24 protein-coding genes are annotated in these 25,244 nt (G+C 74.6%); 11 read left to right on the top strand and 13 right to left on the bottom strand.

The window, feature by feature from the left end; all coding sequences use genetic code 11:
* Positions 1–4 precede the first annotated feature (4 nt).
* Entirely contained in the window at positions 5–526 is a 522-nt protein-coding gene (locus tag FB455_RS20600; RefSeq protein WP_030274696.1) for a DUF1990 domain-containing protein, read from the bottom strand.
* Positions 527–581: 55 nt separating this feature from the next.
* Here FB455_RS20600 and FB455_RS20605 point away from each other — a divergent pair, with 55 nt between their 5' ends.
* On the top strand, positions 582–1,070 hold the full coding sequence (locus tag FB455_RS20605) for a GNAT family N-acetyltransferase (RefSeq protein ID WP_013284842.1): 489 nt from the start codon (positions 582–584) through the stop codon (positions 1,068–1,070).
* Positions 1,071–1,128: 58 nt separating this feature from the next.
* Here FB455_RS20605 and FB455_RS20610 read toward each other — a convergent pair whose 3' ends face one another.
* Positions 1,129–1,551, bottom strand: coding sequence for an SRPBCC family protein (locus FB455_RS20610; protein ID WP_013474539.1), 423 nt, complete (start codon positions 1,549–1,551; stop codon positions 1,129–1,131).
* 263 nt (positions 1,552–1,814) lie between these two features.
* Positions 1,815–2,027, bottom strand: coding sequence for a hypothetical protein (locus tag FB455_RS20615; RefSeq protein WP_013284840.1), 213 nt, complete (start codon positions 2,025–2,027; stop codon positions 1,815–1,817).
* A gap of 136 nt (positions 2,028–2,163) precedes the next feature.
* Here FB455_RS20615 and FB455_RS20620 point away from each other — a divergent pair, with 136 nt between their 5' ends.
* Positions 2,164–3,276 carry an ATP-dependent DNA ligase gene (locus tag FB455_RS20620; protein WP_030274698.1) on the top strand — a complete coding sequence of 371 codons (1,113 nt, stop codon included), beginning with the start codon at positions 2,164–2,166 and terminating at the stop codon, positions 3,274–3,276.
* Positions 3,277–3,295: 19 nt separating this feature from the next.
* A complete protein-coding gene (locus FB455_RS20625) occupies positions 3,296–4,900 on the top strand; it encodes an alpha/beta hydrolase (protein WP_030274700.1) in 1,605 nt (534 codons plus the stop codon).
* Between the two features lie 45 nt (positions 4,901–4,945).
* Here FB455_RS20625 and FB455_RS20630 read toward each other — a convergent pair whose 3' ends face one another.
* Entirely contained in the window at positions 4,946–6,223 is a 1,278-nt protein-coding gene (locus FB455_RS20630; RefSeq protein ID WP_013284837.1) for a YncE family protein, read from the bottom strand.
* 172 nt (positions 6,224–6,395) lie between these two features.
* Here FB455_RS20630 and FB455_RS20635 point away from each other — a divergent pair, with 172 nt between their 5' ends.
* Positions 6,396–7,544: an RsbRD N-terminal domain-containing protein gene (locus tag FB455_RS20635; protein WP_030274702.1), complete on the top strand. Its 1,149-nt coding sequence runs from the start codon at positions 6,396–6,398 to the stop codon at positions 7,542–7,544.
* A 47-nt stretch (positions 7,545–7,591) separates the two neighbouring features.
* Complete coding sequence (locus FB455_RS20640; protein WP_145754618.1) at positions 7,592–8,044, top strand: GNAT family N-acetyltransferase; 453 nt, start codon at positions 7,592–7,594, stop codon at positions 8,042–8,044.
* Positions 8,045–8,090: 46 nt separating this feature from the next.
* Here FB455_RS20640 and FB455_RS20645 read toward each other — a convergent pair whose 3' ends face one another.
* The 4 genes from FB455_RS20645 to FB455_RS20660 are packed head-to-tail and all read right to left on the bottom strand — an operon-like array spanning position 8,091 to position 15,763.
* The gene (locus FB455_RS20645) at positions 8,091–8,816 is read right to left on the bottom strand and encodes an ABC transporter ATP-binding protein (RefSeq protein WP_047893123.1); all 726 of its coding nucleotides are present in this window, start codon (positions 8,814–8,816) and stop codon (positions 8,091–8,093) included.
* Complete coding sequence (locus tag FB455_RS20650) at positions 8,816–9,850, bottom strand: ABC transporter ATP-binding protein (protein ID WP_013284833.1); 1,035 nt, start codon at positions 9,848–9,850, stop codon at positions 8,816–8,818. Before FB455_RS20650 ends, FB455_RS20645 begins: the two co-directional genes overlap by 1 nt.
* Before the next feature lies 1 nt (position 9,851).
* Positions 9,852–12,581, bottom strand: a complete 2,730-nt coding sequence (locus FB455_RS20655) for an FtsX-like permease family protein (RefSeq protein WP_145754620.1) — start codon at positions 12,579–12,581, stop codon at positions 9,852–9,854.
* On the bottom strand, positions 12,578–15,763 hold the full coding sequence (locus FB455_RS20660) for an FtsX-like permease family protein (RefSeq protein ID WP_145754622.1): 3,186 nt from the start codon (positions 15,761–15,763) through the stop codon (positions 12,578–12,580). The genes FB455_RS20655 and FB455_RS20660 overlap by 4 nt, the downstream gene beginning before the upstream one ends.
* 303 nt (positions 15,764–16,066) lie before the next feature.
* On the opposite strand from FB455_RS20660, the gene FB455_RS20665 reads away from it, so the two are divergent.
* The gene (locus FB455_RS20665; RefSeq protein WP_030274517.1) at positions 16,067–16,912 is read left to right on the top strand and encodes an endonuclease domain-containing protein; all 846 of its coding nucleotides are present in this window, start codon (positions 16,067–16,069) and stop codon (positions 16,910–16,912) included.
* Between the two features lie 146 nt (positions 16,913–17,058).
* Here the strand turns inward: FB455_RS20665 and ligD are convergent, their stop codons facing one another.
* Entirely contained in the window at positions 17,059–18,084 is a 1,026-nt protein-coding gene (ligD, locus tag FB455_RS20670) for a non-homologous end-joining DNA ligase (RefSeq protein WP_030274519.1), read from the bottom strand.
* A gap of 47 nt (positions 18,085–18,131) precedes the next feature.
* Here ligD and msrB point away from each other — a divergent pair, with 47 nt between their 5' ends.
* Positions 18,132–18,542, top strand: coding sequence for a peptide-methionine (R)-S-oxide reductase MsrB (gene msrB / locus FB455_RS20675; protein WP_013284828.1), 411 nt, complete (start codon positions 18,132–18,134; stop codon positions 18,540–18,542).
* An 8-nt stretch (positions 18,543–18,550) separates the two neighbouring features.
* Here msrB and FB455_RS20680 read toward each other — a convergent pair whose 3' ends face one another.
* Positions 18,551–18,826 (bottom strand): isoamylase early set domain-containing protein, encoded by a 276-nt coding sequence (locus tag FB455_RS20680; protein WP_013284827.1) that lies wholly within the window; start codon positions 18,824–18,826, stop codon positions 18,551–18,553.
* 155 nt (positions 18,827–18,981) lie between these two features.
* On the opposite strand from FB455_RS20680, the gene FB455_RS20685 reads away from it, so the two are divergent.
* From FB455_RS20685 to FB455_RS20700, 4 genes are all read left to right on the top strand, one after another.
* Positions 18,982–19,242: a hypothetical protein gene (locus tag FB455_RS20685; RefSeq protein ID WP_013284826.1), complete on the top strand. Its 261-nt coding sequence runs from the start codon at positions 18,982–18,984 to the stop codon at positions 19,240–19,242.
* 75 nt (positions 19,243–19,317) lie between these two features.
* Positions 19,318–19,995 (top strand): hypothetical protein, encoded by a 678-nt coding sequence (locus FB455_RS20690; protein ID WP_145754625.1) that lies wholly within the window; start codon positions 19,318–19,320, stop codon positions 19,993–19,995.
* 137 nt (positions 19,996–20,132) lie between these two features.
* Entirely contained in the window at positions 20,133–20,576 is a 444-nt protein-coding gene (locus tag FB455_RS20695; protein ID WP_145754628.1) for a GNAT family N-acetyltransferase, read from the top strand.
* Between the two features lie 104 nt (positions 20,577–20,680).
* Positions 20,681–21,781: a lytic polysaccharide monooxygenase gene (locus tag FB455_RS20700; RefSeq protein ID WP_145754630.1), complete on the top strand. Its 1,101-nt coding sequence runs from the start codon at positions 20,681–20,683 to the stop codon at positions 21,779–21,781.
* 95 nt (positions 21,782–21,876) lie between these two features.
* On the opposite strand, the gene hemQ is transcribed toward FB455_RS20700, so the two are convergent.
* The 3 genes from hemQ to hemE are packed head-to-tail and all read right to left on the bottom strand — an operon-like array spanning position 21,877 to position 25,085.
* On the bottom strand, positions 21,877–22,578 hold the full coding sequence (hemQ, locus tag FB455_RS20705; protein ID WP_013474527.1) for a hydrogen peroxide-dependent heme synthase: 702 nt from the start codon (positions 22,576–22,578) through the stop codon (positions 21,877–21,879).
* Positions 22,575–23,984, bottom strand: coding sequence for a protoporphyrinogen oxidase (gene hemG / locus FB455_RS20710; RefSeq protein ID WP_145754632.1), 1,410 nt, complete (start codon positions 23,982–23,984; stop codon positions 22,575–22,577). The genes hemQ and hemG overlap by 4 nt, the downstream gene beginning before the upstream one ends.
* Before the next feature lie 9 nt (positions 23,985–23,993).
* Positions 23,994–25,085, bottom strand: a complete 1,092-nt coding sequence (gene hemE / locus FB455_RS20715; protein ID WP_030274526.1) for a uroporphyrinogen decarboxylase — start codon at positions 25,083–25,085, stop codon at positions 23,994–23,996.
* Between the last annotated feature and the right edge of the window lie 159 nt (positions 25,086–25,244).

The raw sequence follows: 25,244 nt of genomic DNA on the forward strand, positions 1-25,244 counted from the left end.
CCGGTCAGCGCCGCCGGCACAGCCGCCGCAGCGTCCGCCCCAGCCACCAGGCGTACGCCCGCTGGAAACCCGGCACGACCGGCCCGCCGGCCCGCACGTACCAGTGCGCCGGGCGGCTGAACGCGGTCACCTCGAACCAGACGCCGTCGGCGCCCCGGGTCACCAGGAACGCCTCCTCACCGACCTCCGGATGCCCGGGCAGCGTGCCGTAGCCGAACCCGGCCCGGTCCGGTTCCGCCACCGTCCAGACCACCTCGGTCGGGCCCCACAGCCGCACCGGGCCGACGCCCAGCCCCGGCGTGACCCGTACCCCGGGTGCCGCGCGCGGCGCGTCCGTGCGCATCACCACGCCTGCCGCGCGGTGCAGCCGCCAGCCCAGCACCGCGTCCGCCGCCAGCGGGAAACCGCCGTCCGGCAGCCGGACCCGGTGGCGCAGGTGGTGGTAACCGGCCGGCAGGGCACCGTCGCGGGTCGCACCCACCTCCGGGTACGTCAGCTCCGGCACGCCGGTCACCTCCACGCTCATGGGAACACCCCAGCCAGCGTACGGCCGCCCGGGAGCGCTGTGGTGAGCTGAGCCGGTGACCGACGTGACCATCGCCCCCGCCGGCCCCGCCGACGCCGGGGAGATCCTCACCGTGCAGCGTGCCGCGTACCTGGTGGAGGCGCAGCGCTACCGCGACGTGTTCCTGCCCCCGCTGACCGAGACGCTGGACGAGGTACGGGCGGCGCTGACCGGGCCGGACGTGGTGCTCGCCGCCCGGCGCGGCACCCGCCTGGTCGGCTCGGTCCGCGCCCGCCTCGACGGCGACACCGCCCACGTGGGCCGTCTCTCGGTCGCCCCCGACCAGCAGGGCCGGGGCGTCGGCGGACGGTTGCTGGACGCCGTCGAGCACGCCTGCGCCGGCCGGGTGACCCGGTTCGCGCTGTTCACCGGCGCGGACAGCGCGGCGAACCTGTCCCTGTACGCGGGCCGCGGCTACCGGGTGGTGGCGCACCGGCCGGACGAGAACGGCAACCGCCTGGCCGTACTGGAGAAGACGGTCCCTGAACCTCCGGACGGCGCCTGAGCGGGCGCTCCGGCCCCGGTCAGCGGGCCTCGCCGGCGCCCGAGGCCGTCCGCCTCGGTCAGTTCCGCGCACAACGGCGCCTGAGCCCGTCCGCCTCCTGCCGCAGGTAGCGGCGCATGGTGGAGCCGCCGAGCAACCCGACCAGCCAGGCCAGCGGACCGGTCTGCACCAGGATCAGCTCGGCCCGGGTCCGCCCGTCCTCCAGCGGGATCAGCCGGTGCTCACCCCGGGTGCGCACGCCGGGGCTCGCCGACTCCCAGGCGAACGAGTACGGCGGACAGATCTCCACGACCCGCCACACGGCCGGGCGCAGCCGGGGCTGCTCCAGCCGGGCCGTCGAGCCGAGGAGCAGCGGACCGGGCTCCAGCCGGCGGGCGGCGGTGACCGACGGCGTCCACTCGGGCCAGCGCTCGACGTCGCTCTGCACCTCCCAGACCCGGTCGACGTCGGCGGCGATGTCGACGGACTCGGCGAACCGCATGGGCTTCTTCCCTCCCCCGTGGACGGTCCACTCAGCCTATGCCCGCCCTCCGCTCGCGCGCCGCCCCGCCCGCCGGCCCCCCTCGCTCGCCCGCTCTCGTCGATCTTGGAGTTGTGGCGCCCAGGATGTCCGTTCGGCGAAGTCTATGAGGTGCCACAACTCCAAGATCGGCGGTTCGCCCGGGCCGGAGATGCCCGGCCCCAGGGGTCACCCGGCGTTCCGCCGCTCGGTGCCGGCCGACAGGCGGTTCGCCCCGGCCGGGGTCAGGCGGCCTCGTGGAGATCGGCCAGGGAGACCGGGGCGTACCGCTTCAGCAGGTGTTCCAGCTCGGCGACCGAGCCGACCTCGCCGAGGACGTTCGCGCCGCCGCCGTGCTCCGGCGGGTAGCGGTGCGACAGCCGGTAGCGGTAGCGGCCGCGGACCAGCTCGACGCTGACCCGCCAGCGCCCGCAGCATTCGCAACTCCACTCCGGCACGCCGCGACGGTAGCTCTGACCTGCGGTTCCACCATTCGGGCGGCGGTGACGAACGCGGCCGGGACGGGACACGCCACCCGGCCACCGGCGGTGATCTGCCTCACCACTGTCGGTGGGGTCTGGTTGACTGGTCGCCGTGGACCTGCCGATCAACCCTCCGGTCGAGCCGATGCTCGCCAAGAGCGTCGCCGAGCTGCCCACCGATGCCGGTCTGACCTACGAGCCGAAGTGGGACGGCTTCCGCTGCATCGTGTTCCGCGACGGCGACGAGGTCGAGCTGGCCAGCCGGGGCGGCAAGTCGATGACGCGCTACTTCCCCGAGGTGGTCGAGCAGGCCCGCCGGCAGCTCCCGGCCCGGTGCGCGGTCGACGGCGAGCTGATCGTGATCCGCCGGGACGGCCCGGGTGGGCAGCCTCGGCTCGACTTCGAGCTGCTGGCCCAGCGGATCCATCCGGCCGCCTCCCGGGTGAAGCTGCTGGCCGAGACCACCCCGGCCGACTTCGTCGCGTTCGACCTGCTGGCGATCGACGACGAGCTGCTCATCGACCAGCCCTATCCCCGGCGGCGGGAGCGGCTGGAGCAGGCGCTGTCCGGGGTACGCCCGCCGGTGCACGTGACGCAGGTGACCACCGACCCGGAGACGGCCCGCCGCTGGTTCGACGTGTTCGAGGGCGCCGGGCTGGACGGGCTGATCGTCAAGCCGGCCGACCTGCCGTACGAGCCGGGCAAGCGGCTCATGTTCAAGGTCAAGCACGCCCGCACGATGGACGCGGTGGTGGCCGGTTTCCGTTGGCACAAGTCCGGTCCGGTGGTCGGCTCGCTGCTGCTCGGCCTCTACGACGACGGCGGCGTGCTGCACCACATCGGCGTCAGCTCCTCGTTCACCATGGCCCGCCGCAAGGAGCTGCTCGACGAGCTGGAGCCCTACCGCGACGTCGGCGGTGAGCACCCGTGGGTGCACGGCGACCACGAGCGGGGCCAGCGCATCCCGGGCGGGGTGAGCCGGTGGACCGGCGGCAAGAACCTGGAGTGGGAGCCGCTGCGTCCGGCACTGGTGGTCGAGGTGGCGTACGACGCGATGGAGGGCGACCGGCTACGGCACACCGCCCGGTTCCTGCGCTGGCGACCCGACCGTGATCCCCGCTCCTGCGACTACGGCCAGCTCGACCGCCCGATCCGTTACGACGTCGACGAGGTGCTGCGCGGCGATCCGGCAGCGACGGTCGGTGACACCCGCGGCCGGGCGTAGCCTGACGGTCGACACGATCATGGAGGGCGCCCACGTGACCCGCTTCCCCGAACGGACCCGCCGGTTCCGGCCCGTCCTGGCCGCGTTCGTCGCGGCGGTGGTGCTCACCGCCGGCTGCACGCTGCCGGCGTTCGCCCCGCGCGCCGAGAGCGAGGGCGAGGCCGCCCCGCCGGGCACGGCGCCGGAGTGGCGGGCCTGCCCGGAGGTGCCCGACGAGCTGGTCGGCCGGGGCGCGGCGGACATGCGCTACGACTGCGCCCGGATCGCCGTGCCGCGCAACTGGGGCACCGGGGCCACCACCGGCGCGACCGCCGGGCCGGGCGCCGGTGAGACGTTCGAGATCGCGCTGATCCGGGCCCGCTCGACCAAGCAGCGCGACCGGATCGGCTCGCTTGTCATCAACCCGGGCGGTCCCGGCGCGTCCGGCGTCGACACCGCCGTCTACCTGTCATTCGGCCCGGCGTTCGGCGGCCTGCCGACGGCGATCACCGACCGGTTCGACATCGTCGGCTTCGACCCGCGCGGGGTGGCCCGGTCCAGCCCGGTCAAGTGCATCTCCGACGCCGACCTGGACGCCAGCTTCGGCTACGACCCCGACCCGGAGAGCCAGTCGTCGTTCGACGGCTTCGTGGGCCTCAACCGGCGGGTCGGCGAGCGCTGCGGCGCGAAGTACGGCGACCAGCTCCCGCTCTACGGCACCGAGCAGGCCGCGCGGGACATGGACGCGGTCCGCGCGGCGGTCGGCGACGACAAGCTCACCTACCTCGGCTACTCCTACGGCACGCTGCTCGGCGCCACCTACGCGCAGCTCTACCCGCAGCGCGTGCGCGCCCTGGTGCTCGACGGCGCGGTCGACCCGCAGCAGAAGCTGATCGCCGGGTCGGAGAGCCAGGCGAAGGGCTTCGAGCGGGCGTTCGACAACTTCACCAGGTGGTGCGCGGCGAACGCGGGCCGCTGCCCGATCGCCCCGGACGCCCGCGGTGCGGTCACCGACGCGATCGCCAAGGCGAAGACCTCTCCGGTACGCGCGCAGGACGGCCGCAAGGCCACCGCCGGCTGGGTCTTCTACGCGGTGATCTCGTCGCTCTACACCGAGCAGGGCTGGCAGGAGCTGGCCCGGGCGATCGACGACCTCCAGGGCGGCGACCCGGACGGCGTGTTCAAGCTGGCCGACGCGTACGCGGGCCGCGAGCCCGACGGGCACTACTCGAACCTGTTCGACGCCAACCTGGCTGTCAACTGCGCCGACGAGACCGAGAAGCCGTCGCGCGAGCAGGTCCGCTCGCTCCAGTCGCAGTGGCGGCAGAAGTATCCGCTGTTCGGTCCCGCCCTGGCGGTGGGGATGCTGGGCTGCGTGGAGTGGCCGGGCGAGCGGGATCCGTATCCGACCGGCCGGGCGAACGGCGCCCCGCCGATCCTGGTGGTCGGCACCACCGGTGACCCGGCCACGCCGTACGAGCAGACGCCCGCGCTCGCGTCGATGCTCGGCGTGGGACGGGTGCTGACCTGGGAGGGCGAGGGGCACACCGCCTACCCGCAGACCTCGTGCGTGACGTCTGCGGTCGACGCGTACCTGATCTCACTCACCGTCCCCCGGGAGGGGCTGCGCTGCCCCGCCCGGTGACGGCGTGACCGGCGGTCGGGGTGCGGACGCCGGCCGGGCCGGCGGTCAGCCGGCGGCCGGGGGCGTCCAGCCCTCCGGGATGTGTCCGATACGGACGCGCTGGGGGTGGTCGCCGACCGGGACGCTCGCGACCTTCTGCCCGGTGGCGAAGTTGATCGCGGTGACCTGGTCCGCGCCGGATTCGGAGATCACGCAGTCCCGGCCGTCCCCGCTGACGGTGGCCCAGTACGGCTTGCTCGCGGGCACCAGCGGTCCCTCGCGCAGCGTGGCCCGGTCCAGCACCGTGGCGTAGTCGTCCATGGTGCCGGCGACGCAGATCCGGGTGCCGTCGGGGCTCATCGACAGGCCGTGGTGCCGGGAGTCGTTGACCCAGGTGGTGCGGTCCTCGCTGGTGGCCGGGTTCTTCGGCAACGTGGCGACGCGGGTGACCCGGTCGGTGGCCACGTCGTACTCGACGACGCCGTTGAAGAAGGACACCTGGAAGTAGAGCCGGCTGCCGTCCGGGGTGAAGACGGCGGGGCGGACCGCGTCGGAGAGGTCCCGGCGGCCGGCGGCGTCCAGCCGGTCCCGCATGTCGATCACCTTGACCACCTGGTACGTGCTGGTGTCGGCGACTGTGATCCGGCGGTCGCCCTTGGTCCAGTCGAGCCACGGCGCGTCCAGGTCGGTGTTGACCTCGCCGATGGACATGTTCCACAGCCGGGTGCCGCCGTCGGTGTAGATGTTCTCGTGCGGCTTGTCGCCGGCGCCGAACGAGCCGAGTTGCGCGCCGGTGCGGATGTCCAGCACGTGCACGGTGTTGGAGGTGGAGGCGGAGACCGCGACGCGGGTGCCGTCGGGCGAGACGGCCATGTGGTCGGCGCGGTAGCCGGAGACCGGGAACCGCCAGCGCAGCGCGCCGGTGGCCAGGTCGATCGAGACGACGTCGGCGAAGCTGGGCCGGGACACCACGAGCGCGGTGCCGTCCGGCGTGGTGTACATGTCGTCGATGAGCTGGTCGTGGCCCTCCCCCGGGCCCTGCCGGATGCCGAGGAAGAACGCCAGCTTGATCGGGTTGAGGTAGATCTCGCGCAGCCGCGCGGCGCGGTCCGGGATCACGTTGATCCGGCCGAGCCTGGCGTAGTCGCCGCGGGACCGGATCACGTCGGCGGTGCCGTCCCAGTTGTTGCCGACGAACATCACCTCCTGGAGCGCCGCCGCGGCGGCGGCCGGCGCGGGCGCGGTCACCAGCGGCGCCGGCGCGACCAGGGCGAGCGCGGCCAGCACGGCCAGGCCGGCGCGGCGGCGGCGGGTACGGGACGGGTGCTGTGGCACGGGTGTCATGGACGCCTCCTGGCAGCCGGTACGACATCGACGTTTCTCAGTGGCGCGAGCGGTGTTACCTTGCGGTAACAACCAGGAGAGCAACCGGCCGCCCGCCCGGGCTAGGGACCTGACGCCAACGCCCGCGCGGCCCGGTTGTGCCGCGTCGACAACCGGAGGGCGGCGGACGCCGATGACCCGGATCGGACAGGCCCCGACGTTCGGCGCGCTGCTGCGCGACCTGTCCGCCGATCCGGCCGCTGTCGACGAGGTGGCGCGGGCGGCCCGCGCGGACTCCCCCGAGGTGGCCCGGCTTCCGGCCGACGAGGTACGCCGCCAGGTCGTGCTGCTGCTGACCAGTGGCCTGGGTGCGCTGGAACGCCGCGAGGACCCGGCCGGACGCGACTTCGCCGAGGCCCGGCGGCTGGGCGCGGACCGGGCGGCGCAGGGCGTCTCGGTGGCCGGTCTGCTGCGCGGGGTGCAGGCCGGGCGGGACCGGGCGGTGGAGCTGGTGGTCCGGCACGGGCGGGCCGCCGGCATCCCGGACGAGGTGCTGCTGGAAGGGCTGCTCACCATCGGCCGGTACGCCGCGGCGGTGGAGCGGGCGGTGGTTGACGGGCACCGCGGCGCCGAACGGGAACTGGCACGTACCGGCGCGGCTGCCCGGGCTCACCTGCTGCGGCGGCTGCTGCGCGACGGTCCGGCGGGCCTGCAACCGGCCGAGCTGACCCGGTTCGGGCTGCGGCCGGACGGGCGCTACCACTGCCTGGTCGCCGCGCCGCCCGACCCGGTCCGGGCGTACGCGCTGCACCGGCAGCTCACCGCGCGGGGCGGCCTGCTCGGCACGGTCGGGGACCGGCTGGCCGGGCTGCTGCCGCGACCGCCCGACGCCGCGCCGGCCGACATGCTGACGCTGGTGGCGCCGGCGCAGCCGCTGGCACGGGCCCCGGACATGTACGCGCTCTGCCTGGCGGCGCTGGCCACGGCCGCCAATCGGCGGCTGCGCGGGCTGCGTCAGGTCACCGACCTGGCCGGGGAGACCGCGCTCGCCGCCCAGCCGTTGCTGGCCGAACTGCTGCGGGGCACGCTGCTCGGCGCGCTCGACCCGGCCGACGAGTTCCACCGGGAGCTGGCGGGCACCGCGCTCGCCTGGCTGCACCACGGCCAGCGCCTGGACCAGACGGCCGCCGAGCTGCACGTCCACCCGAACACGGTGCGCTACCGGCTGCGGCGGCTGCGGGAGCTGACCGGCGGGCCGCCGGTCGAGGAGGGCGCCCGGTGCACGGTGCCGGAGACCGTGCACTGGTGGTGGGCGCTGCGGAGCTGGCTGGACGACGGCTGACGCCGCCCGGGCCACACCGGCGCGCGGCGCTGTGCCAGGCTGGCCCGGTGACCGAGGTGATCTTCCGGGAGGCGGTCCGCGCCGACCTGCCCGCCGTGCTCGCGCTGCTCGCCGACGACGTGCTGGGCCGCACCCGCGACCTGCCCGAGGTGGACGGGGCGTACGAGCGTGCCTTCGCCGACCTCGACGCCGACCCGCGCAACCATCTGATCGTCGCTGACGACGGCGGGGAACTGGTGGGCTGCTTCCAGCTCACGTACATCCCGGGGCTGGGCCGGCACGGCGCCGAACGCTGCCTGATCGAGTCGGTGCGGGTCCGCTCCGACCGGCGCGGCCACGGTCTGGGCCGGACGATGATGCGCTGGGCGATCGACAGGGCCCGGGAGCACGGCTGCGCGCTGGTGCAGCTCACCACCGACAAGCAGCGCGCCGACGCGCACCGGTTCTACCGCGACCTGGGCTTCGTGGCCAGCCACGAGGGCATGAAGCTGGCGCTCTGACCCGGCACCGGGCCGCCGCCCGGAGGCGCGCGGCCCGGCACCCGGATCAGTCCTCCGACACCAGCCGGCCGTCGCGCAGTGTGAGCGTACGGTCGGCCAGCTCGATCAGCGCCGGGTCGTGCGTGGCGACGAGCGCTGTCATGCCCCGGGCGTGCACCACCGCACGCAGCAGGTCCATGATCGACCGCCCGGTCTCGGAGTCGAGCTGACCGGTCGGCTCGTCGGCGATCAGCAGGTCCGGTTCGTTCGCCAGCGCCCGGGCCACCGCCACCCGCTGCTGCTGCCCGCCGGACAGCTCGTACGGGCGCTGCGCCGCGTGCCCGCCCAGCCCGACCAGCTCCAGCAGCACCGCGACCCGCTGCTCCCGCTCGGCCGCCGGCACCTTGGCCAGCCGCAGCGGCACCCCGACGTTCTCCGCCGCGGACAGGATCGGCACCAGGCCGAACGTCTGGAACACGAACCCGATGGTGCCCCGGCGCAACGACAGCAGCTCCCGCTCACCTGCGGCGGTGACGTCGTGCCCGGCCACCCGGATCCGCCCGGCGTCCGGCCGGTCCAGGCCGCCGACCAGGTTCAGCAGCGTGGTCTTGCCGGCGCCGGAGCGGCCCCGGACGGCGACCAGCTCGCCGCGTCCCGCCGTGAACGAGACGTCCCGCACGGCGTGCACCGCGTGCTCCCCCTTGCCGAAGGTGCGGCTCACCCCCTCGACCCGGACCACGTCGTCGACGGCCGTCCCCGGCTCCGCCGGCAGCACCACTGTCTGGTCGGTCATCACTCACTCTCCTCGCCGTGCGCCCGGTCGCCGGGGCGCACCTCGACGTGGTCGGGTTCCAGGTTGAGCCGGACCCGGTCGCGCAGGGACAGCGCCTCCACGAACTGCGCCGGCAGTTGCATCCGGCCGGTGCGGTCGAGCACCGCGTACTCCTCGCTGACCATCTCGGTGCCGCCGTCGGCGGTGACGCGCGCGGTCCGGCGTACCTCGGAGGCGGTCCGGCCGTCGCGGATCGCGACGGTACGGCGGACCTGGCCGGCCACGGCGTGGTCGTGGGTGACCACCACGATGGTGACCCCCAGTTCGGCGTTGATGGTGCGCAGCGCGGCGAAGACCTCGGCGCCGGTGGCCTCGTCCAGCTCACCGGTCGGCTCGTCGGCGAAGAGGATCTCCGGGTCGTTCGCCACCGCCACGGCGACGGCGCAGCGCTGCTGCTCGCCGCCGCTCATCTGGCCCGGCCGGCGGTCGGCGCAGTAGCCGACGCCCACCATGTCCAGCAGCTCACGGGCCCGTTCCCGCCGCTTGCGCCCTCCGCCGGCCCGGCCGGCCAGCTTCATCGGCAGTTCCACGTTCTCCAGCGCGGTCAGGTACGGCAGCAGGTTGCGGCCGGTCTGCTGCCAGATGAAACCGACCACGTCCCGCCGGTACGCGAGCCGCCGCTTGTTCGACAGCGACAGCAGGTCGTAGTCGGCGACCCGGGCGATGCCCGCGGTCGGGGTGTCCAGCCCGGACAGGATGTTCAGCAGCGTCGACTTGCCGGAACCGGACGCGCCGACGATCGCGACCAGTTCGCCCCGGTCGATGACCAGGTCGAGGCCCTGGAGCGCGACGACCTCGACGCCCTCGGTCTTGAAGATGCGCACCAGGCCGTCGCAGACGATGTGCCCGCGCAGCCGGTCGCGCCCGCCGGCCCGTTCGGCGGCGCGCTGGGCGGCGCGCTGTTGCAGCGACGCCAGATCCGGTACGGCCGACGACGGTTCGTCACGCGGCGTGAGACGCGCCGGGCCCGGGTGGCCGGAAGCGGTCGCGGTCATGTCAGCTCTCCTCTCCGAGCCGCAGCACCTCGCCGAGGCGCAACCGGCGGTTGTTCACGGCTTCCACGGTGATCGCGAAGCCGAGGGCCAGCATGGCCAGGACCGACACCCCGGCCACCAGGCCGGGTTCGAAACTCGGGCGCACGTCCACGCCCCCGGTGAAGGCGGGCAGCCCGAGCACCGGTGTGAGCAGCAGCGGCAGCAATGCGCCGACCACAGCGCCGGTGAGCACCGACACCAGCACCAGCGGCGTCAGCTCCACCATCAGCAGTCCGCGCCACTGGCGGCGGGACAGGCCCATCGTGCGCAGCCGGGACAGCACCTGCCCGCGCGAGCGGGCCCCGGCGAGCACGGCGAGCGCGAGCCCGAGCAGCCCCAGCGCGGCGCCGCCCCCGGCGCCGAGCACGAACCCGAACACCAGCAGGCCGTTCACGCCGGTGCCGCCCAGGTCGGCGCGCACTGCCGAACGGGTCGTCACCTCCGGCGCGCGGGCCTTGTCCCCGACGTCGACCTCGCCGATGCGCAGGTAGCGCCGCTGCCCGTCGCTCGCGACCCGGTCCACCTCGGCCGCGTCCACGCCGGACCCGGCGAGCACGAAACCGGTCGGCGCGAGCTGGTGCGGGGCGTCGGCCGGCAACGCCGGCCACGGCAGCACCACGAACCGGCGTATGCCCTCGCCGACGAGCGCGAACTCGTCGACTGTGGCGGCGGTCCGCACCGGCAGCCGGTTGCCCTGCACGTCCAGCCAGGCGGGCCGCTCGCCCCGGGCGTCGGCGAGCCCGGCGTCGGCCAGTTCCCCGGCCACCGCCGGAGACACCAGCGCCGGCAGCGGCGTGCTCCCGTCGGTGCGGGCCCGCACCGGATCGGGCACGTCTACCGGTACGCCGGCCTCCCGTGCCACGTCGGCGAACCGCTCGCCGTCCACGAGCACCACGCGCAGCTCGGTGACCGGGGCGGGGCGTCCGGCGCGGTCGACGTACGGACGTTCGGCCGGCACTGTGAGCAGCGGCGCGACAGCGCGTACCCCGGGCAGCGCAGCCAGCTTCTCCGCGGTGTCCGGCGTGAAGCGCTCCCCGCGTACCAGCAGGTCACCGGGCACGGCCTGGGCGGCGGCGGTGTCCCGGCCGGTCTCGATGCCGGTCGCCACCACGCCGCAGAACGCGGCGGTGGCGACGGCCAGCACCACCACGACCAGCGGCCCGGTGCTGGCGGCCCGGCCCGCCCGGGCGGTGCCGAGGAACGCGACGCTGCCGCGCGCCCGGGCGGCGACGCGGCTGACCAGCCGCAACGGCCAGGGGTACGCGCGCAGCGCCAGCAGCGCCGCCGCGATCGCCAGCAGCACCGGCACGGAGACCAGCAGCGGGTCCACCGAACCGGCGGTGAGCCCGCGGCGGCGCAGCAGGAACGCGCCGAGCACGGCGAGCCCGAGCACTACCACCTCGACGGTGAGCCGGACGGCGGGTGACCGGCCGCCCAGGTCGGCACGTCCACCGGCCCGGCGGCCGACGGCGAGCGCGGCGAGCGGCGGCAGCAGCGTGGCCAGGAGCCCGGCGATCACCACCCAGCGCCACGACGCCCCGGTGCCGGGCAGCAGCCCGCCGAGCAGCCAGCCGATCCCGGCCGCGGCCGGCAGCACCAGCAACGACTCGGCCAGGCCGCGGCGCAGCACCGCGCCGGTCGAGCCGCCGCGTGCCCGGATCAGGTGGAACTCGGCGCGGCGGCGGCGCGCGGCCAGCCGGGCGGCCAGCAGCGTCAGCCCGGCCAGCGTGGCGAGCAGCCCGGCCGCGATGACCGCGAGCAGGGTACGCGCGGCGGCCAGCGCGTCGGCGAAGCGCCGCAGCGGGATGTCCACGCCCTGGGTGAGGGTCATCTCGATCTGGGCGGGCCGGGCCCGGTCCAGCCCGTCGACGCCGGCGATCAGCGCGTCGAGACGGCCGGGTTCGAGCCGGTCCGGGGCGATCCGGTACCGCCAGCCGAAGCTGACCGGCCAGCCGGTCGCGACGGCCTCGTCGACGCCGCCGTCGGCGGTGTAGGCGACGCCCACGAACGGGTCGCCGTCGCCCTCGGGCGGGGAGAGCTTGAGCATCGACGGCAGCGTGTCCCAGACACCGTCGGCCGGGTCGTTCGGCCGCCACACACCGACCAGGTGGACCGGGAGGGACTTGAGCACGTTGTCGTCCGGGTCGAGCATCAGGAGCAGGAACCGGTCGCCGGTCTTCACGCCGAGCGTGCCGGCGATCGTCTCGGCGAGCGTCACCTCGACCGTGCGGGCCGGGGCGACGGGGCGTTCCGGCCACCGCCCGTCGACCAGTGTGGCCGCCTCCTTGATGCCGGTACCGGCGCGCAGGTGCACGTCGATCAGGCCCTTCTCGGGGGCGAGCGTCGGGCCGCGCAGCCGTCCGGGCACGGTCTGGGCGACGTACCAACGCTGGCCGATGGTGTCCCGGACCACGCCGGGCATCGCCTCCTCGATCCCCGCCAGCTCGGCCGCGTGACCGGTCACGGCGGTCCGGGTCGACGGCGGGAACGCGGTCGGCGCGGTGCTGTACGTGAGGTCGCGGCGGGCCACCGGCTGCCCTGCGACGTACTCGGTGAGCCCCTGCCCGGTCAGCCGGTCGGCGACCCGGGGCACGCCGGTGATCAGCAGGGCGGTCACCAGGGTCAGGACGGCGAGCAGCAGGAACTGCCCTCCGTAGGCGCGTACCCGGCGCGCGGCACCAGGAAGGCTCATCGTTCTCCTCCGATCCGGAGCTGCGCGGCGGCGACCCGCTGGCGGATACCTGTGGTGATGAGGGCGGCGAAGGCGAGCGCGGCGAGCAGCAGCCCGGCGGCTGTCGTCCCGATCGGCAGCCAGGGCACTGTGAAGGCCGCCTCGGGCACCGGCCGGCCGGCGGCCGGGGTGAGGATCACCAGCGGCACCATGGTGGCCGCGACGAGGGCGCCGACGAGCATCCCGACGCCGACGCCGATCGCGGCCAGGAAGGTCTGTTCGGCGAGGTACGCGCGGGCGAGCAGCCGGGTGTTCGCGCCGAGCGTGTTGAACACGGCGAACTCGGTGAGCCGGCGCCGGGTGGTGGCCCAGACGTCGACCGCCAGACCGACCAGGGCGAGCAGCACCGAGCCGAGCGCGGCGGCCAGCAGCCCGGTGCGCGCGCCCTGCCAGTACGGATCCTCGGCGGCCTCCGCGGCCACCGCCCGCCGGTCGAGCAGCACCGTGCCGCCGGTCGAGGCGAGCGCGTCAGCGGCGGCGGTGTGCCCGCCGGGCGTGGTGCCCAGCCACCACTCGGCCACCGGCCGGACGCCGCCGCTGCGTTCGAGGAGTTGTGTGGTGGCGGTGGGCAGGTCCAGCAGCACCCCGTCGCCCCCGGTGCCGGGCACCGCGGCGACCTGGCCGACCACTGTGACCTCGACCGTCACCTCGGCGACCGACAGCTTGACGGTGTCGCCGGTCTTGAGGCTCATCGCGGCGGCCACGCCGGGGGTGACGAGCACCGGCACCGGACGGTCCGGCGCCTGCGGCGCCAGCGCGAACCGGGACGAGGGCACCCGGGCGAACTGCAACAGCCCGGCCGGCACGTCGAAGCCCTGCGTCCCGTCGATCCGGGTCGGGCTCGCCTCGGCGGTGTCGCGCGGCCCGGAGCCCGGGTCGATCACCCGCCAGGACCCCTCCACCGGCAGCTTCAGGGCCGCCCCGGCGGCGTCGGTGAGCCGCAGCTCGTCCAGGAGCAGCCGGTACGAGCTGCCGGTGGCGTCACCGCCGTCGGCCTCGAAACCGGCCAGGCGCAGCGGGACGCCGCCGCTGTCCGGCAGCGGCACCGAGAAGCGCACCGGCTTCCCGTCGCCGTCCCCCTCGGCGAGCCGGACCCGCCAGGTGGCCCCGGCGTCGGTGGCGAACAACGCGGTGACAGCCACCCGGGGCCGCTCGTACATGCTCTCGACCGGGGTGCGCACGGTGCCGGACAGCGTCTTCGCCCCCTCGGGCAGGACGCCGCCGGCCGGCGCGGTCCGGCCGTTCGCGAGCCGGTCCAGCAGGGCGCCGGTGGACGCGTCACCGCCGGCGTCGTCGAGCCGGATCATCCCCTTCGCGGCGGCGGCGTCGAATGCCACCACTGTGGCCGGCCGGGCCTCACGGCCCAGGCGTACGTCGTCGCGCCAGGCCGGCAGCACCCGGTCCACGCCCGGCACGGCGGCCAGATGGGCGGCCCGGTCCGCGGGGGCGGTGCCGTCCCGTTCGGTCAGCCGCAGGTCCGCGCCGACCGTGTGCTGTGCCTGGTCCCGCTGCGAGCGTTCCCAGGAGGCCACCAGCGACCAGGCGAGCGTGCTGCCGCCGACGGCGAGCGCGAGCAGCAGCACCGGCCCGGCGTGCGGGCGCCGGCCCGCCTGCCACATGCCGAACATGGTGGCGTTCCACGTCCGCCGGTCGACGAAGCGTTCCGCGAGCCGGGTGGTCGGCGGCAGCAGCCGCAGCGCGATCACCGCTCCGGCCAGCACGCCGATGGTGGGCGCGGCGGCCAGCAGCGGGTCGATGCCGAGGCTGCCGTTCGCGCCGGCGAGCGGCGAGGAGTACTGCCGCAACTGTGTCCAGGCGAGCACGGCGAGGGCCACCAGCGCCACGTCGACGCTCGCCCGCTGCACGGCCGCTCCCCGGGAGGGCCGCGACCGGGACGCCATGTCCGCGACGTACGTGCCCGCCCGGCGCATCGCCGGCAGCACCATGGCGAGCAGGCAGCCCACCGCCGCGCCGACCGCCACCACCCACACCCGGGCCAGATCGCCGTCGGCCAGCCCCAGGTCCGCGCCCAGGTAGTGGATCGCCTGCCCGGTCAGCGCCGGAGCCAGCAGCAGCGCCGGCGCCACCACGAGCGTCGCCTCGCGTACGGCCAGCCCGGCGATCTGCCCCCGGGCGGCGCCCCGGGCCCGTAGCAACGCGGTCTGCGCCCGCCGGTCCTCGTTGAGCAGCGCCGCCACCAGCACCAGCGCGTACCCGCCGAGCACCACGATCAGCAGCAGCGGGGTGAGCAGCGCGGACCGGCCCACCAGGTCGGCCCGGCTGAGCCGGTCGACGAGCCGGTCCAGGTGGCTGACCTGCTGTGTCGAGGAGCCCAGGCCGGTGGCCTCGGGCAGCTTCCCGGTGATCTCGTCGAGCGCTGTGGTCACGGCGGGCAGCCGGGCCGGCTCGACCGCCACCAGGTCGGGGTCGACCACCCAGGCCGCCGAGATGGAGCCCGGGAAGGTACGGGCGAAGTCGGCCGGGTCGAGCGCGAACGGCCCGTACGACGTGATCTCCGCGTCGCCCTGGCTCTCCCCCACCCCGGGGGCGAGACGCCAGTACGCCTCGGACGCGTCCCGCGGCCGCCACGTGCCGACGACCACCACAGTGCCGGCGCGCTCCGCGCCCCTGTCGTACAGCGGCACCCGCTCCCCGACCTCCAGGCTCAGTTGCGCGGCCACCTTCTCCGGCAACGTCACCTGCAACGGGTTGCTGCCGGGCACCGGCCACGCCCCGGCGGCCAGCTCGGCGTGCGCGGGCAGGTCGTCGAGCGTGGCCAGGTTGGCGAACATCGGATCGTCGTCGGTACGGGCGGCGCCCACGTCACCGGTCAGCTCCCGCCCGGTCCCGGAGCGGCTCGCGGCCACTGTGACCGGGGCGCCGCCGAGCCCCTTCGCGAACTGTTCCCGTACCGCCCGGTCCCGCTCGGCGAACGCGGCGGCGTCGGCGCCACCGGAGCCGCTGATCAGCAGGCTGCGTTCCTCGGCCGGTGCGGCGTCGAGCACCGCCCGGGCGCCCGCCTCGACGGCCCGGCGGTTGTAGTCGGAGAGCCCGGTGACCAACGCGACCGCGACGAGTGCCGCGACAGCGGCGGCGAGCAGCAGCCCACGGGCCTCTATCGCCCGCCTCCACACCAGCTTCATCCGACGTCCTCTCCTGGCCCCGGCGGGCCGATGCCGAGAGAGAGCAGTGACGCCCACCAAAAGGTTCGCGCCCGTTACATGATCGTTATCGGTCCCCCCGGCCCCCTTCCCCACCCCGCCGCCGCCCCGCCGCCGCCCCGCCGCCGCCCGTCCCCGTCGATCTTGGAGTTGTGGCACCTCGAATGCGCTCTATGTGGCTTTTGGGAACGACCACAACTCCAAGATCGACGGGGAGCACCGGCGCGGAGGGGACGGCTGTCCACAGGGGCGGACTTTGCGGGCGGCGGGCGGGAAGGTGGGCGGGTGTGGCGGTACGGGGAGTTGCTGGCGGGCGGGATGAGCCGCGGGGCGGTACGGCACCAGGTGGGGGCGGGACTGCTGGGCCGGCTGTCCCGGGGTGTCTACGGCTGCACCGACGACGAGACGAGCCGGTTGCGCGCGCTGTTCCGGCGACTGCCGCCGGGAACCGTCGCGGGATTCCACACCGGCGCGCGACTGCACCGGTTCGGGGCGGTGCCCGGCGACCGGGTGCACGTGATCGTGCCGCCCGGTGTGAGTGCCCGGCGGATCCGGGGCGTGGCGACGCATCAGACGGTGCTGCCGGTGCCGGACGCGGTGGAGATCGCCGGCATCCCCTGCGCGCCCGCCGCCCGCTGCGCCGTGGATCTGGCCCGGGTGATCCGGCGGGCGGACGCGCTGCCGGTGCTCGACCTGTGCCTCCGTGTCGGCGCCTGCCGCCGCGAGGACCTGCTCACCGAGGTGGCGTGGCACGCCGGCCTGCGGGGAGTACGGCAGGCGGGGGAACTGATCGCGCTCGCCGACCCGCGCCCGGAGTGCCGCCAGGAGAGCCAGTTGCGTCTGTTGCTGATCGACGGCGGGCTGCCGCCTCCGGAGCCGCAGCTGTGGGTTCCCGACCGGGACGGGATCCCGATCTACCGCCTCGACCTGGGCTATCGCGACCGGCGGATCGGCTTGGAGTACGACGGCGGATCCCACCTCGACCCCGGCCGGCTGCACCACGATCGATCACGGCTCAACTGGCTGGCCGAGCACGGCTGGCGCATGCGGGTCTACACCGCCACCGACCTCTACCGCCGCCCCCGGCACATCGTGGCCACCGTGCGAAGCATGCTCACCGCTCCCGCCTGAGCCGTGGTCACCCGAACGCGGCGCACGCCGCGCCACCCCACGCCGCGCCCACTCCGCGGTCGAGTGGAACGTCACGGGTGTCTCAGGGCCTCGGAGACACCCATGACGTTCCACTCGCCGAAAACGAGACCGGACCAGGGACCGCGTCAGGGGCGCGGGCGGTCGCGGTCCTTCGACGGCTGGACCCGCTTGGGCTCGCCGGGCATCTTCGGGTATTCCGGCGGGTAGGGCATGTCGCCCAGGCCGTCGGCGGCGTCCCGCTCGGCCCACTCCAGCAGCGGCGTGATGTCCCACGGGGCGTCGTCGATGCCGGCGTGCGGGTCGCCGCGCTCGGCGAATCGGGCCGGCACCGTGCCCAGGTGGAAGTCGTCCGGGTCGACCTCGGGCAGCTCGTCCCAGCCGACGGGGGTGGAGACGGTGGCGCGGGCGTTGGCGCGCAGCGAGTACGCGCAGGCGATGGTGCGGTCCCGCGCCATCTGGTTGAAGTCGACGAAGACGCGCTCGCCGCGCTCCTCCTTCCACCAGGCGGTGGTGACCAGCTCGGGGCGACGGCGTTCCAGCTCCCGGGCCAGCGCGATGGTGGCGCGGCGTACCTCCACGAACGTCCAGCGCGGCTGGATGCGCAGGTAGACGTGCACGCCCCGGCCGCCGGAGGTCTTCGGCCAGCCGGGCACGCCCAGCTCGTCGAGCAGACCGCGCAGCTCACCGGCGGCGGTCACCGCGTCGGCGAAGTCGGTGCCGGGCTGCGGGTCGAGGTCGACGCGCAGCTCGTCGGGGCGGTCGGTGTCGGCGGCGCGCACCGGCCACGGGTGGAACACCACGGTGCCCATCTGCGCCGCCCAGGCCACGTGCGCCAGGTCGGCCGGGCACAGCTCGTCGGCCGGGCGGCCGCTGGGGAAGGCGATCCGCGCGGTGCTGACCCATGGGGGCACGCCCCGCTGCGGCACCCGCTTCTGGAAGAACATCTCCCCCTCGATGCCGTCGGGGAAGCGCTGGAGCGTGGTGGGCCGGTCGCGCAGGGCGCGCATGATCCCGTCGCCGACGGCCAGGTAGTAGCGGAAGACGTCGGCCTTGGTGAAGCCGCGCTGCGGGAAGATCACCCGATCGGGGCTGCTCAGCCGCACCGTGTGCCCGGCTACCTCGATCTCCTCGACCGCACCCTTGCCCGCCATCACGCGACCATATGCGATGCCACCGACACCCGACGTACCGTGGAACGGTGAGTCTTTCCGACAACGAACTGCCCCGTACCGAGGACGAATGGCGCGTCCGGCTGAGCCCCGAGGAGTTCCGGGTGCTCCGCGAGGCCGGCACCGAGGCGCCCTGGACCGGTGAGTACGTCGACACCAAGACCCCCGGCGTCTACCACTGCCGGGCCTGCGGGCTGGAACTGTTCCGCAGCCAGGACAAGTTCGACTCGCACTGCGGCTGGCCGAGCTTCGACGACGCCATCCCGGGCGCGGTCAAGGAGATCCCGGACAACACGCTCGGCATGCGGCGCGTGGAGATCCGCTGCGCGCGCTGCGACAGCCACCTCGGGCACGTCTTCGAGGGTGAGGGCTTCACCCCGAAGGACACCCGGCACTGCGTCAACTCGATCTCGGTGCGGCTGGAGCCCAGCGCCGGCTGACGGCGGCGTCACAGCCGCAGCAGGCCGCCGGCCTCGTCCACCTGGTCGGCGGCCTCGTCGTCCAGCCACACCCCGCCGGTGGCGAGGTAGCGGAAGCGGTACTCCCCCGGCTTCAGCCGGACCGTCACGGTACGCGTGCCGTCACGGCGCGGCACCAGCTCGTGCCGGCCGGGCTCCCAGCCGTTGAAGCAGCCGACCACGCTCACCGTGCCGGCCGGGGTGTCCCGGGGCAGCGAGAACGTCACCCGGGTCTGGTTGCCGAAGAGCTTGTTGCGCTTGATCACGAATCCTCCGGGGATTTTCGGCGGTCACAGCAGTCAACGCGCGACACGCCGGGAGCGACTCGCCGTGGGGCCGGATCAGGTTCGCCGGTTCCGGTTGCTCGAAGGTGTCGTCTGCGCGACTCTCGGATGACAGGTCCGTTTTCGGGGGGTTTCGCATGGCTGCCTGCGAGGTTTGCGGCAACGACTACTGGATGGCGTTCGAGGTGCGCACCGTCGACGGGTCGCGGCACACGTTCGACTGCTTCGAGTGCGCGGTGCACAAGATGGCGCCGATCTGCGAGCACTGCCAGATCAAGATCGTCGGGCACGGCGTCGAGGTCTCCGGCCGCTTCTTCTGCTGCGCCCACTGCGCCCGCGCCGTCGAGGGCGAGCAGGGCGCCGAGGTACGCGACGCGGTCGGCGCCCGCCCCGCCTGACGCGCGGCGGCCACGCACGCGGGCGGGCCGCGCTCCGGGACACCGTCCGAGTCGATCTCTGACTAACATCCCTCCGTGACCCGACGGTTGATCATCGCGGCGGCACTCGTCGCCGTCCTCGCGGGCTGCTCCCCCGCCACCGAGCCCGGCGCCGCGACCGCCCCCGATCCGGCGTTCGTCGCGCCCTCGCCCACCGACGGCGGGGCCGCCGCGGCGCTGCGCGACCGGTACGCCGCGACCGGCAGCCTGGCCGGCCTGGCCGAAGAACCCGAGCACGCCAGCGAGCGGCTCGACTCCGACGGTGTCGCCTGCGGTCGTCCGCTGCCCCTGCTCGACCGGCGGCTCGTGGTGTCCACCCGGGTCTTCGTCACGCCGGAGGAAACCCCGGCCGGCGAGTTCGTCGAGATCGCCCAGGAGACGGTGGTCTACCCGGACGAGCCGACGGCCGCGGACGCGGTACGGCAGGTCTTCGGCCTGCTGGAGGCGTGCGAGCGCGACGAGGAGGAGGGCCAGGTGACCACCGGGCACACCGCGGGGGACCTGCCCGCCGGGCTGGGCGTGCCGGGCCGGGTGGTGTCGGCGACCATGACCGTGTCCGACGGCACGCGTTTCCCGCACCGCTACGGCTGCCTGCACCACGGCCGGGTGACCCAGTGCGTCGCGGTCTGGACCCGCTCGGCGGCCGACACCGGCACCTGGTTCGAGCGCGCCGTCACCGCCACCGCCACCGGGCTGCGCACGTCGAAGGGCTGAGCAGCGCCGGCCCGGCCACGCCGAACCGCCGCGCGTTGAGCCGGCACACCGGGACCGCGCCGGCCCGGCGCGCCGAGCCGACGTGCCGCGCCAGGGGGAGCACGACCGGGCGGAGACGCGCCGCCTACCCTGGGCCGATGCCCGTCGAGTCCCACCTGGCAAGCTTCGCCGACCTGGACACCAGCACCTTCCACGACCTGCTCCGGCTGCGCATCGACGTGTTCGTGGTCGAGCAGTCCTGCCCGTACCCGGAACTGGACGGCCGGGACGTCGAACCCGGCACCCGCCACCTGTGGCTGAGCCGCGACGACGCCGTGGTCGCGTACCTGCGGATCCTGGCCGACCCCGGCGGCGTGGCACGGATCGGGCGGGTCGTGGTGGCGCCGGTGGCCCGCGGCGCGGGCCTGGCCGGCGCGCTGATGACCGAGGCGCTCGCCGTGGTGGGTGACCGGCCGTGCGTGCTCGACGCGCAGACGCATCTGGTCGGCTTCTACGAAGGGCTCGGCTTCGAGGTCAGCGGCCCCGGCTACGTCGAGGACGGCATCCCGCACACTCCGATGCGCCGCGACCCAACTCATTGACGTTTGTCGCTTTCTGTGGCAGCGTGCGGGCGGAGCCGCCACGCGGGAGAGGGCAACTCCCGAGTCCGGGCGTCGTGCACCGACACCCTTCCCGGAGGCTTTCCATGTCCACTCCGTACCGCCGCCCGCTACCGCTCGCGGCGGCGATCCTCGGCGTCTGCGCGGTCGTCGCGGCGCTGCTCACCACCGCGTTCTCCGGCCCGGCCTCGGCGCACGGGTCGGTGGTCGACCCGGCGTTGCGCAGCTACAGCTGCTGGCAGCGTTGGGGCGGTGACTTCCAGAACCCGGCCATGGCCACCCAGGATCCGATGTGCTGGCAGGCGTGGCAGGCCGACCCGAACGCCATGTGGAACTGGAACGGCCTGTTCCGCGAGGGCGTGGCCGGCAACCACCAGGGCGCCATCCCGGACGGGCAGCTCTGCAGCGGCGGCCGCACCCAGAGCGGCCGGTACAACGCGCTCGACACGGTCGGCGCCTGGAAGACCGTGCCGGTGACCAACAACTTCCGGGTCAAGTTCTTCGACCAGGCCAGCCACGGTGCCGACTACATCCGGGTGTACGTGACCAAGCAGGGCTACAACGCGCTCACCTCGCCGTTGCGCTGGAGCGACCTGGAACTGGTCGGCCAGATCGGCAACACGCCGGCCAGCCAGTGGACACGTGAGGTGGACGGCGTGTCCATCCAGATCCCGGCGAACGCCCCGGGCCGCACCGGCCGGCACGTCGTCTACACGATCTGGCAGGCCAGCCACCTGGATCAGTCCTACTACCTGTGCAGCGACGTGGACTTCGGCGGGTCCGGCCCGACCACCCCGCCGACCAGCACGCCGCCCACCAGCACCCCGCCGACGAGCACGCCGCCCACCAGCCCGCCGCCGACCACGCCGAGCCCGGCCGGTGGCTGCACCGCGACGTACGCGATCACCGGTTCGTGGGGTGGCGGTTTCCAGGCCGACGTGAAGGTGACGAACGGCAGCGGTTCGCCGATCCGCGGCTGGTCGGTGAGCTGGAACTACCAGAACGGCCAGCAGGTCAACTCGGCGTGGAACGCCACTGTGACAACGAGCGGAACGCTCGTCACGGCACGCAACGTGGCCTACAACGGCTCGCTCGCGCCGGGTGCGAGCACCTCGTTCGGCTTCACCGGCTCGGCCGGTGCGACGAACCCGGTGCCCAGCATCGTGTCCTGCACGACGACCTCCTGACGACCGCCGTCCCGGTTGGGGCCCTGCTCGACACCGTCGCGGTGTTAAGCAGGGCCCCTTCCTCTACCGCAGGCGTTAAGAAGGTGCCCTTCCTTTCACACCAGGCAGTTGACGATGTCGGCGACCGAGCGGCGGCGGCCGGTGTAGAACGGGATCTCCTCCCGTACGTGCCGGCGGGCGCCGGAGGCGCGCAGGTCACGCATCAGGTCCACGATCCGGTGCAGCTCGTCGGCCTCGAACGCCAGCATCCACTCGTAGTCGCCGAGCGCGAACGAGGCGACCGTGTTGGCCCGCACGTCCGGGTAGCCCCGGGCCATCTTGCCGTGCTCGGCCAGCAGCTCGCGCCGCTCGGCGTCGGGCAGCAGGTACCACTCGTACGAGCGCACGAACGGGTAGACGCACAGGTAGGCGCGGGGCTCCTCGTCGTTCAGGAACGCCGGGATGTGGCTCTTGTTGAACTCGGCCGGGCGGTGCAGCGCCATCTGCGACCAGACCGGGGTGAGCGCCCGGCCCAGCGTGGTCCGGCGGAACCGCAGGTACGCGTCCTGGAGCGCGTCGCTGGACGACGAGTGCCACCAGATCATCAGGTCGGCGTCGGCGCGCAGCCCGGCCACGTCGTACGTGCCGCGGATCGTGACGTCCTTGCCGGCCAGCTCGGTGAAGAGCGACTCGACCTCGTCGACGACGTTCTCCCGCAGCGACGGCAGCGGGCTGGTGGCCCGGTACACCGACCACATCGTGTAGCGGATGGTCTCGTTGAGCTCGCGCAGCCGCGCCGCGTTGGTCTGCTCGGTCATGCTGCCGATCCTTCCAGTGCCGTGATGATCTCTTCGGCCGCCGTCTCGCCGGAGCGGACGCACACCGGGATGCCGACGCCGTCGTAACCGGCCCCGGCCACTGCAAGCGTCGGGTGGGCGGCGCGCAGCGCCGTCCGGACCGCCGCCACCCGGGCGGTGTGCCCGGGCGTGTACTGGGGCAGCGCGCCACCCCACCGCTGCACGTGCCGGGCCACCGGCACCGGCAGCGGCGCGCCGAGCACCGCCGACAGCTCCCGGTGCACCGTGTCGGCCAGGTCGTCGTCGGTGAGCTGCAGCGACGCCTCGTCGCCGTACCGGCCCACCGAGGCGCGCACCAGCGCCAGCCCGTCCGGCCGCCGCAGGTGCCCCCACTTGGTGGTGAAGAACGTGGACGCCTTGATCGTCAGCCCCTCACCGGCCGGGACCAGGAAGCCGGACAGCTCCGGCAGGGCCGGCCCCGGCAGCGCCAGGGTGATCAGGGCGACGCTCGCGTAGTCGAGCGCGCCCACCGTGCCGGCCGCCTCGGGCGCGGCGGCGGCGAGCAGCCGGGCGGCCGGGCGGGCCGGCACCGCGAGCAGCACCGCGTCCGCCTCGACGTGCTCGGCGTCGCGGGTCGGCCCGACTGTGAGCCGCCAGCCGTCCGGGGTGCGGCGCAACTCGCGTACCGCGGCGCCCCGGCGGATCGTCGCCCCGCTCGCCGTCGCCGCCGCCTCGACCAGCGTGCTCAGCCCACCGGCGAGCGTGCCGAAGACCGGTGCGCCGGGCGCGCGCGGCGCGGCGGCCTGCGCGGCGCGTACCGCACCGACCAGCGTGTGCTCGGCGCGTGCCGCGCGGGCCAGCGCCGGCATCGTGGTGACGAGCGACAGGTCGTCGGCCCGGCCGGCGTACACGCCGCCGAGCATCGGGTCGACCAGCCGCTCCACCACCGCGTCTCCGAGACGCTTGCGGACCAGCTCACCGACCGAGGTGTCCTCACCGTCGGCCAGCAGCGGGTGGCCCGCGTCGCGGTCGGCGTCCGCGGCCGGCGGCGCGACCGCCGCCACCTTGTCCAGATCCCCGGGTACGCCGACGAGCGTCCCGCCCGGGACCTGGCGCAACGTGCCGTCGACGAGCAGGGCCGCCTGCCCGACGGTCGGGTGCACGATCGACGCGTCCAGTCCGAGGCGGCGGGCCAGCGTCACCGCCGCCGACTCGCCACCGGCCGGGTCGCGCATCAGGAACGACTCCGCGCCGAACTCGACCGGGCCGCCGGCCAGCTCACCGGTGTGCAGCTTGCCGCCGAGGCGGCCGGACTGCTCGTACACGGTGATCTCGGTGCCCTCGGGCGCCCGGTCGCGCAACCGGACGGCGGCGGCCAGCCCGGTGATCCCGCCACCGACGATCGCCACCCGCCACGGTCGCACCACTGTCTCCTCCTAGCGCTCCGGTCGCGCGGTCAGCTCGTGCACCAGCGCGACCACCCGGGTCAGCACCTCGGGGTCGGTCTCCGGCAGGACGCCGTGACCGAGGTTGAACACGTGGCCGGGAGCGGCCCGGCCCTGCTCGACGATGCGCCGCACCTCGGTCTCCACCACCGGCCATCCGGCGAGCAGCACCGTCGGGTCGAGGTTGCCCTGCACCGCCTTGTCCGGCCCGATCCGGCCGGTGGCGACGTCGAGCGGCGTCCGCCAGTCCACGCCCACCACGTCGGCGCCGGCCTCGCCCATCGCGCCGAGCAGCTCGCCGGTGCCCACCCCGAAGTGGATCCGCGGCACACCGGCGTCGGCGAGGCCGCCCAGCACGTACGTCGAGTGCGGCAACACGAAGCGGCGGTAGTCCGCCTCGGAGAGCGCGCCGGCCCACGAGTCGAACAGCTGCACCGCGGAGACCCCGGCGTCGATCTGCACCTGGAGGAACGCCAGCGTCACCTCGGCCAGCCGCGCGCACAGCGCGTGCCACAGCTCCGGGTCGCCGTACATCAGCGCCTTGGTCTTGGCGTGCGTACGCGACGGGCCGCCCTCGACCAGGTAGCTGGCGAGCGTGAACGGGGCGCCGGCGAAGCCGATCAGCGGGGTGTCGCCCAGCTCGACGACGAGCCGGCGGACCGCCTCGTCCACGTACGACACATCGTCGCGGCCGATCGGGGTGATCCGCTCGACGTCGGCGGCGGTACGGACCGGCTCGGCCACCACCGGGCCGGTGCCGGGCACGATGTCCAGGTCGATGCCGGCCGCGGCGACCGGCACCACGATGTCGCTGAACAGGATCGCCGCGTCCACGCCGTGCCGGCGCACCGGCTGGAGCGTGATCTCGGTGACCAGGTCGGGCCGGCGGCAGGACTCCAGCATCGGCACGTTGGCCCGGATCTCCCGGTACTCCGGCAGCGACCGGCCGGCCTGGCGCATGAACCAGACCGGGGTGTGCGGGCCCGGCTCGCGCCGGCAGGCGCGGACGAAGGGCGAGTCGGCCGGCCCGCCGCGGCGGGGTTCTCCGTCTCGGGCGGCAGTGCCCGTGGTGTCGGTGGTCATCGCGGCAATCGTGCCACGCCCCCGGTGCGCGCCCGCGTTCACCGTCCGCATTTGTGACGTAGAAGGAAGGGCCCCCGCTTAACGCCTCCGGTAGCGGAAGGGCCCCTTCTTAACCGTCGATCACCCGGCGCGCCGTCGCGCGCCGCGCGGTGAGCGCGG

Source organism: Micromonospora sp. CNZ296 (assembly GCF_007827635.1).

Excerpts from the sequence above, each read along its gene's own strand:
- FB455_RS20625 (WP_030274700.1), top strand. The coding sequence starts at position 3,296 with ATGGAGGGCGCCCACGTGACCCGCTTCCCCGAACGGACCCGCCGGTTC.
- hemE (WP_030274526.1), bottom strand. The coding sequence starts at position 25,085 with ATGACCACCGACACCACGGGCACTGCCGCCCGAGACGGAGAACCCCGC.
- FB455_RS20650 (WP_013284833.1), bottom strand. The coding sequence starts at position 9,850 with ATGACCGCGACCGCTTCCGGCCACCCGGGCCCGGCGCGTCTCACGCCG.
- FB455_RS20700 (WP_145754630.1), top strand. The coding sequence starts at position 20,681 with ATGTCCACTCCGTACCGCCGCCCGCTACCGCTCGCGGCGGCGATCCTC.
- FB455_RS20610 (WP_013474539.1), bottom strand. The coding sequence starts at position 1,551 with ATGCGGTTCGCCGAGTCCGTCGACATCGCCGCCGACGTCGACCGGGTC.
- FB455_RS20655 (WP_145754620.1), bottom strand. The coding sequence starts at position 12,581 with ATGAGCCTTCCTGGTGCCGCGCGCCGGGTACGCGCCTACGGAGGGCAG.
- FB455_RS20695 (WP_145754628.1), top strand. The coding sequence starts at position 20,133 with ATGCCCGTCGAGTCCCACCTGGCAAGCTTCGCCGACCTGGACACCAGC.
- FB455_RS20645 (WP_047893123.1), bottom strand. The coding sequence starts at position 8,816 with ATGACCGACCAGACAGTGGTGCTGCCGGCGGAGCCGGGGACGGCCGTC.
- ligD (WP_030274519.1), bottom strand. The coding sequence starts at position 18,084 with ATGGCGGGCAAGGGTGCGGTCGAGGAGATCGAGGTAGCCGGGCACACG.
- FB455_RS20635 (WP_030274702.1), top strand. The coding sequence starts at position 6,396 with ATGACCCGGATCGGACAGGCCCCGACGTTCGGCGCGCTGCTGCGCGAC.
- FB455_RS20685 (WP_013284826.1), top strand. The coding sequence starts at position 18,982 with ATGGCTGCCTGCGAGGTTTGCGGCAACGACTACTGGATGGCGTTCGAG.
- hemQ (WP_013474527.1), bottom strand. The coding sequence starts at position 22,578 with ATGACCGAGCAGACCAACGCGGCGCGGCTGCGCGAGCTCAACGAGACC.
- FB455_RS20600 (WP_030274696.1), bottom strand. The coding sequence starts at position 526 with ATGAGCGTGGAGGTGACCGGCGTGCCGGAGCTGACGTACCCGGAGGTG.
- FB455_RS20630 (WP_013284837.1), bottom strand. The coding sequence starts at position 6,223 with ATGACACCCGTGCCACAGCACCCGTCCCGTACCCGCCGCCGCCGCGCC.
- FB455_RS20660 (WP_145754622.1), bottom strand. The coding sequence starts at position 15,763 with ATGAAGCTGGTGTGGAGGCGGGCGATAGAGGCCCGTGGGCTGCTGCTC.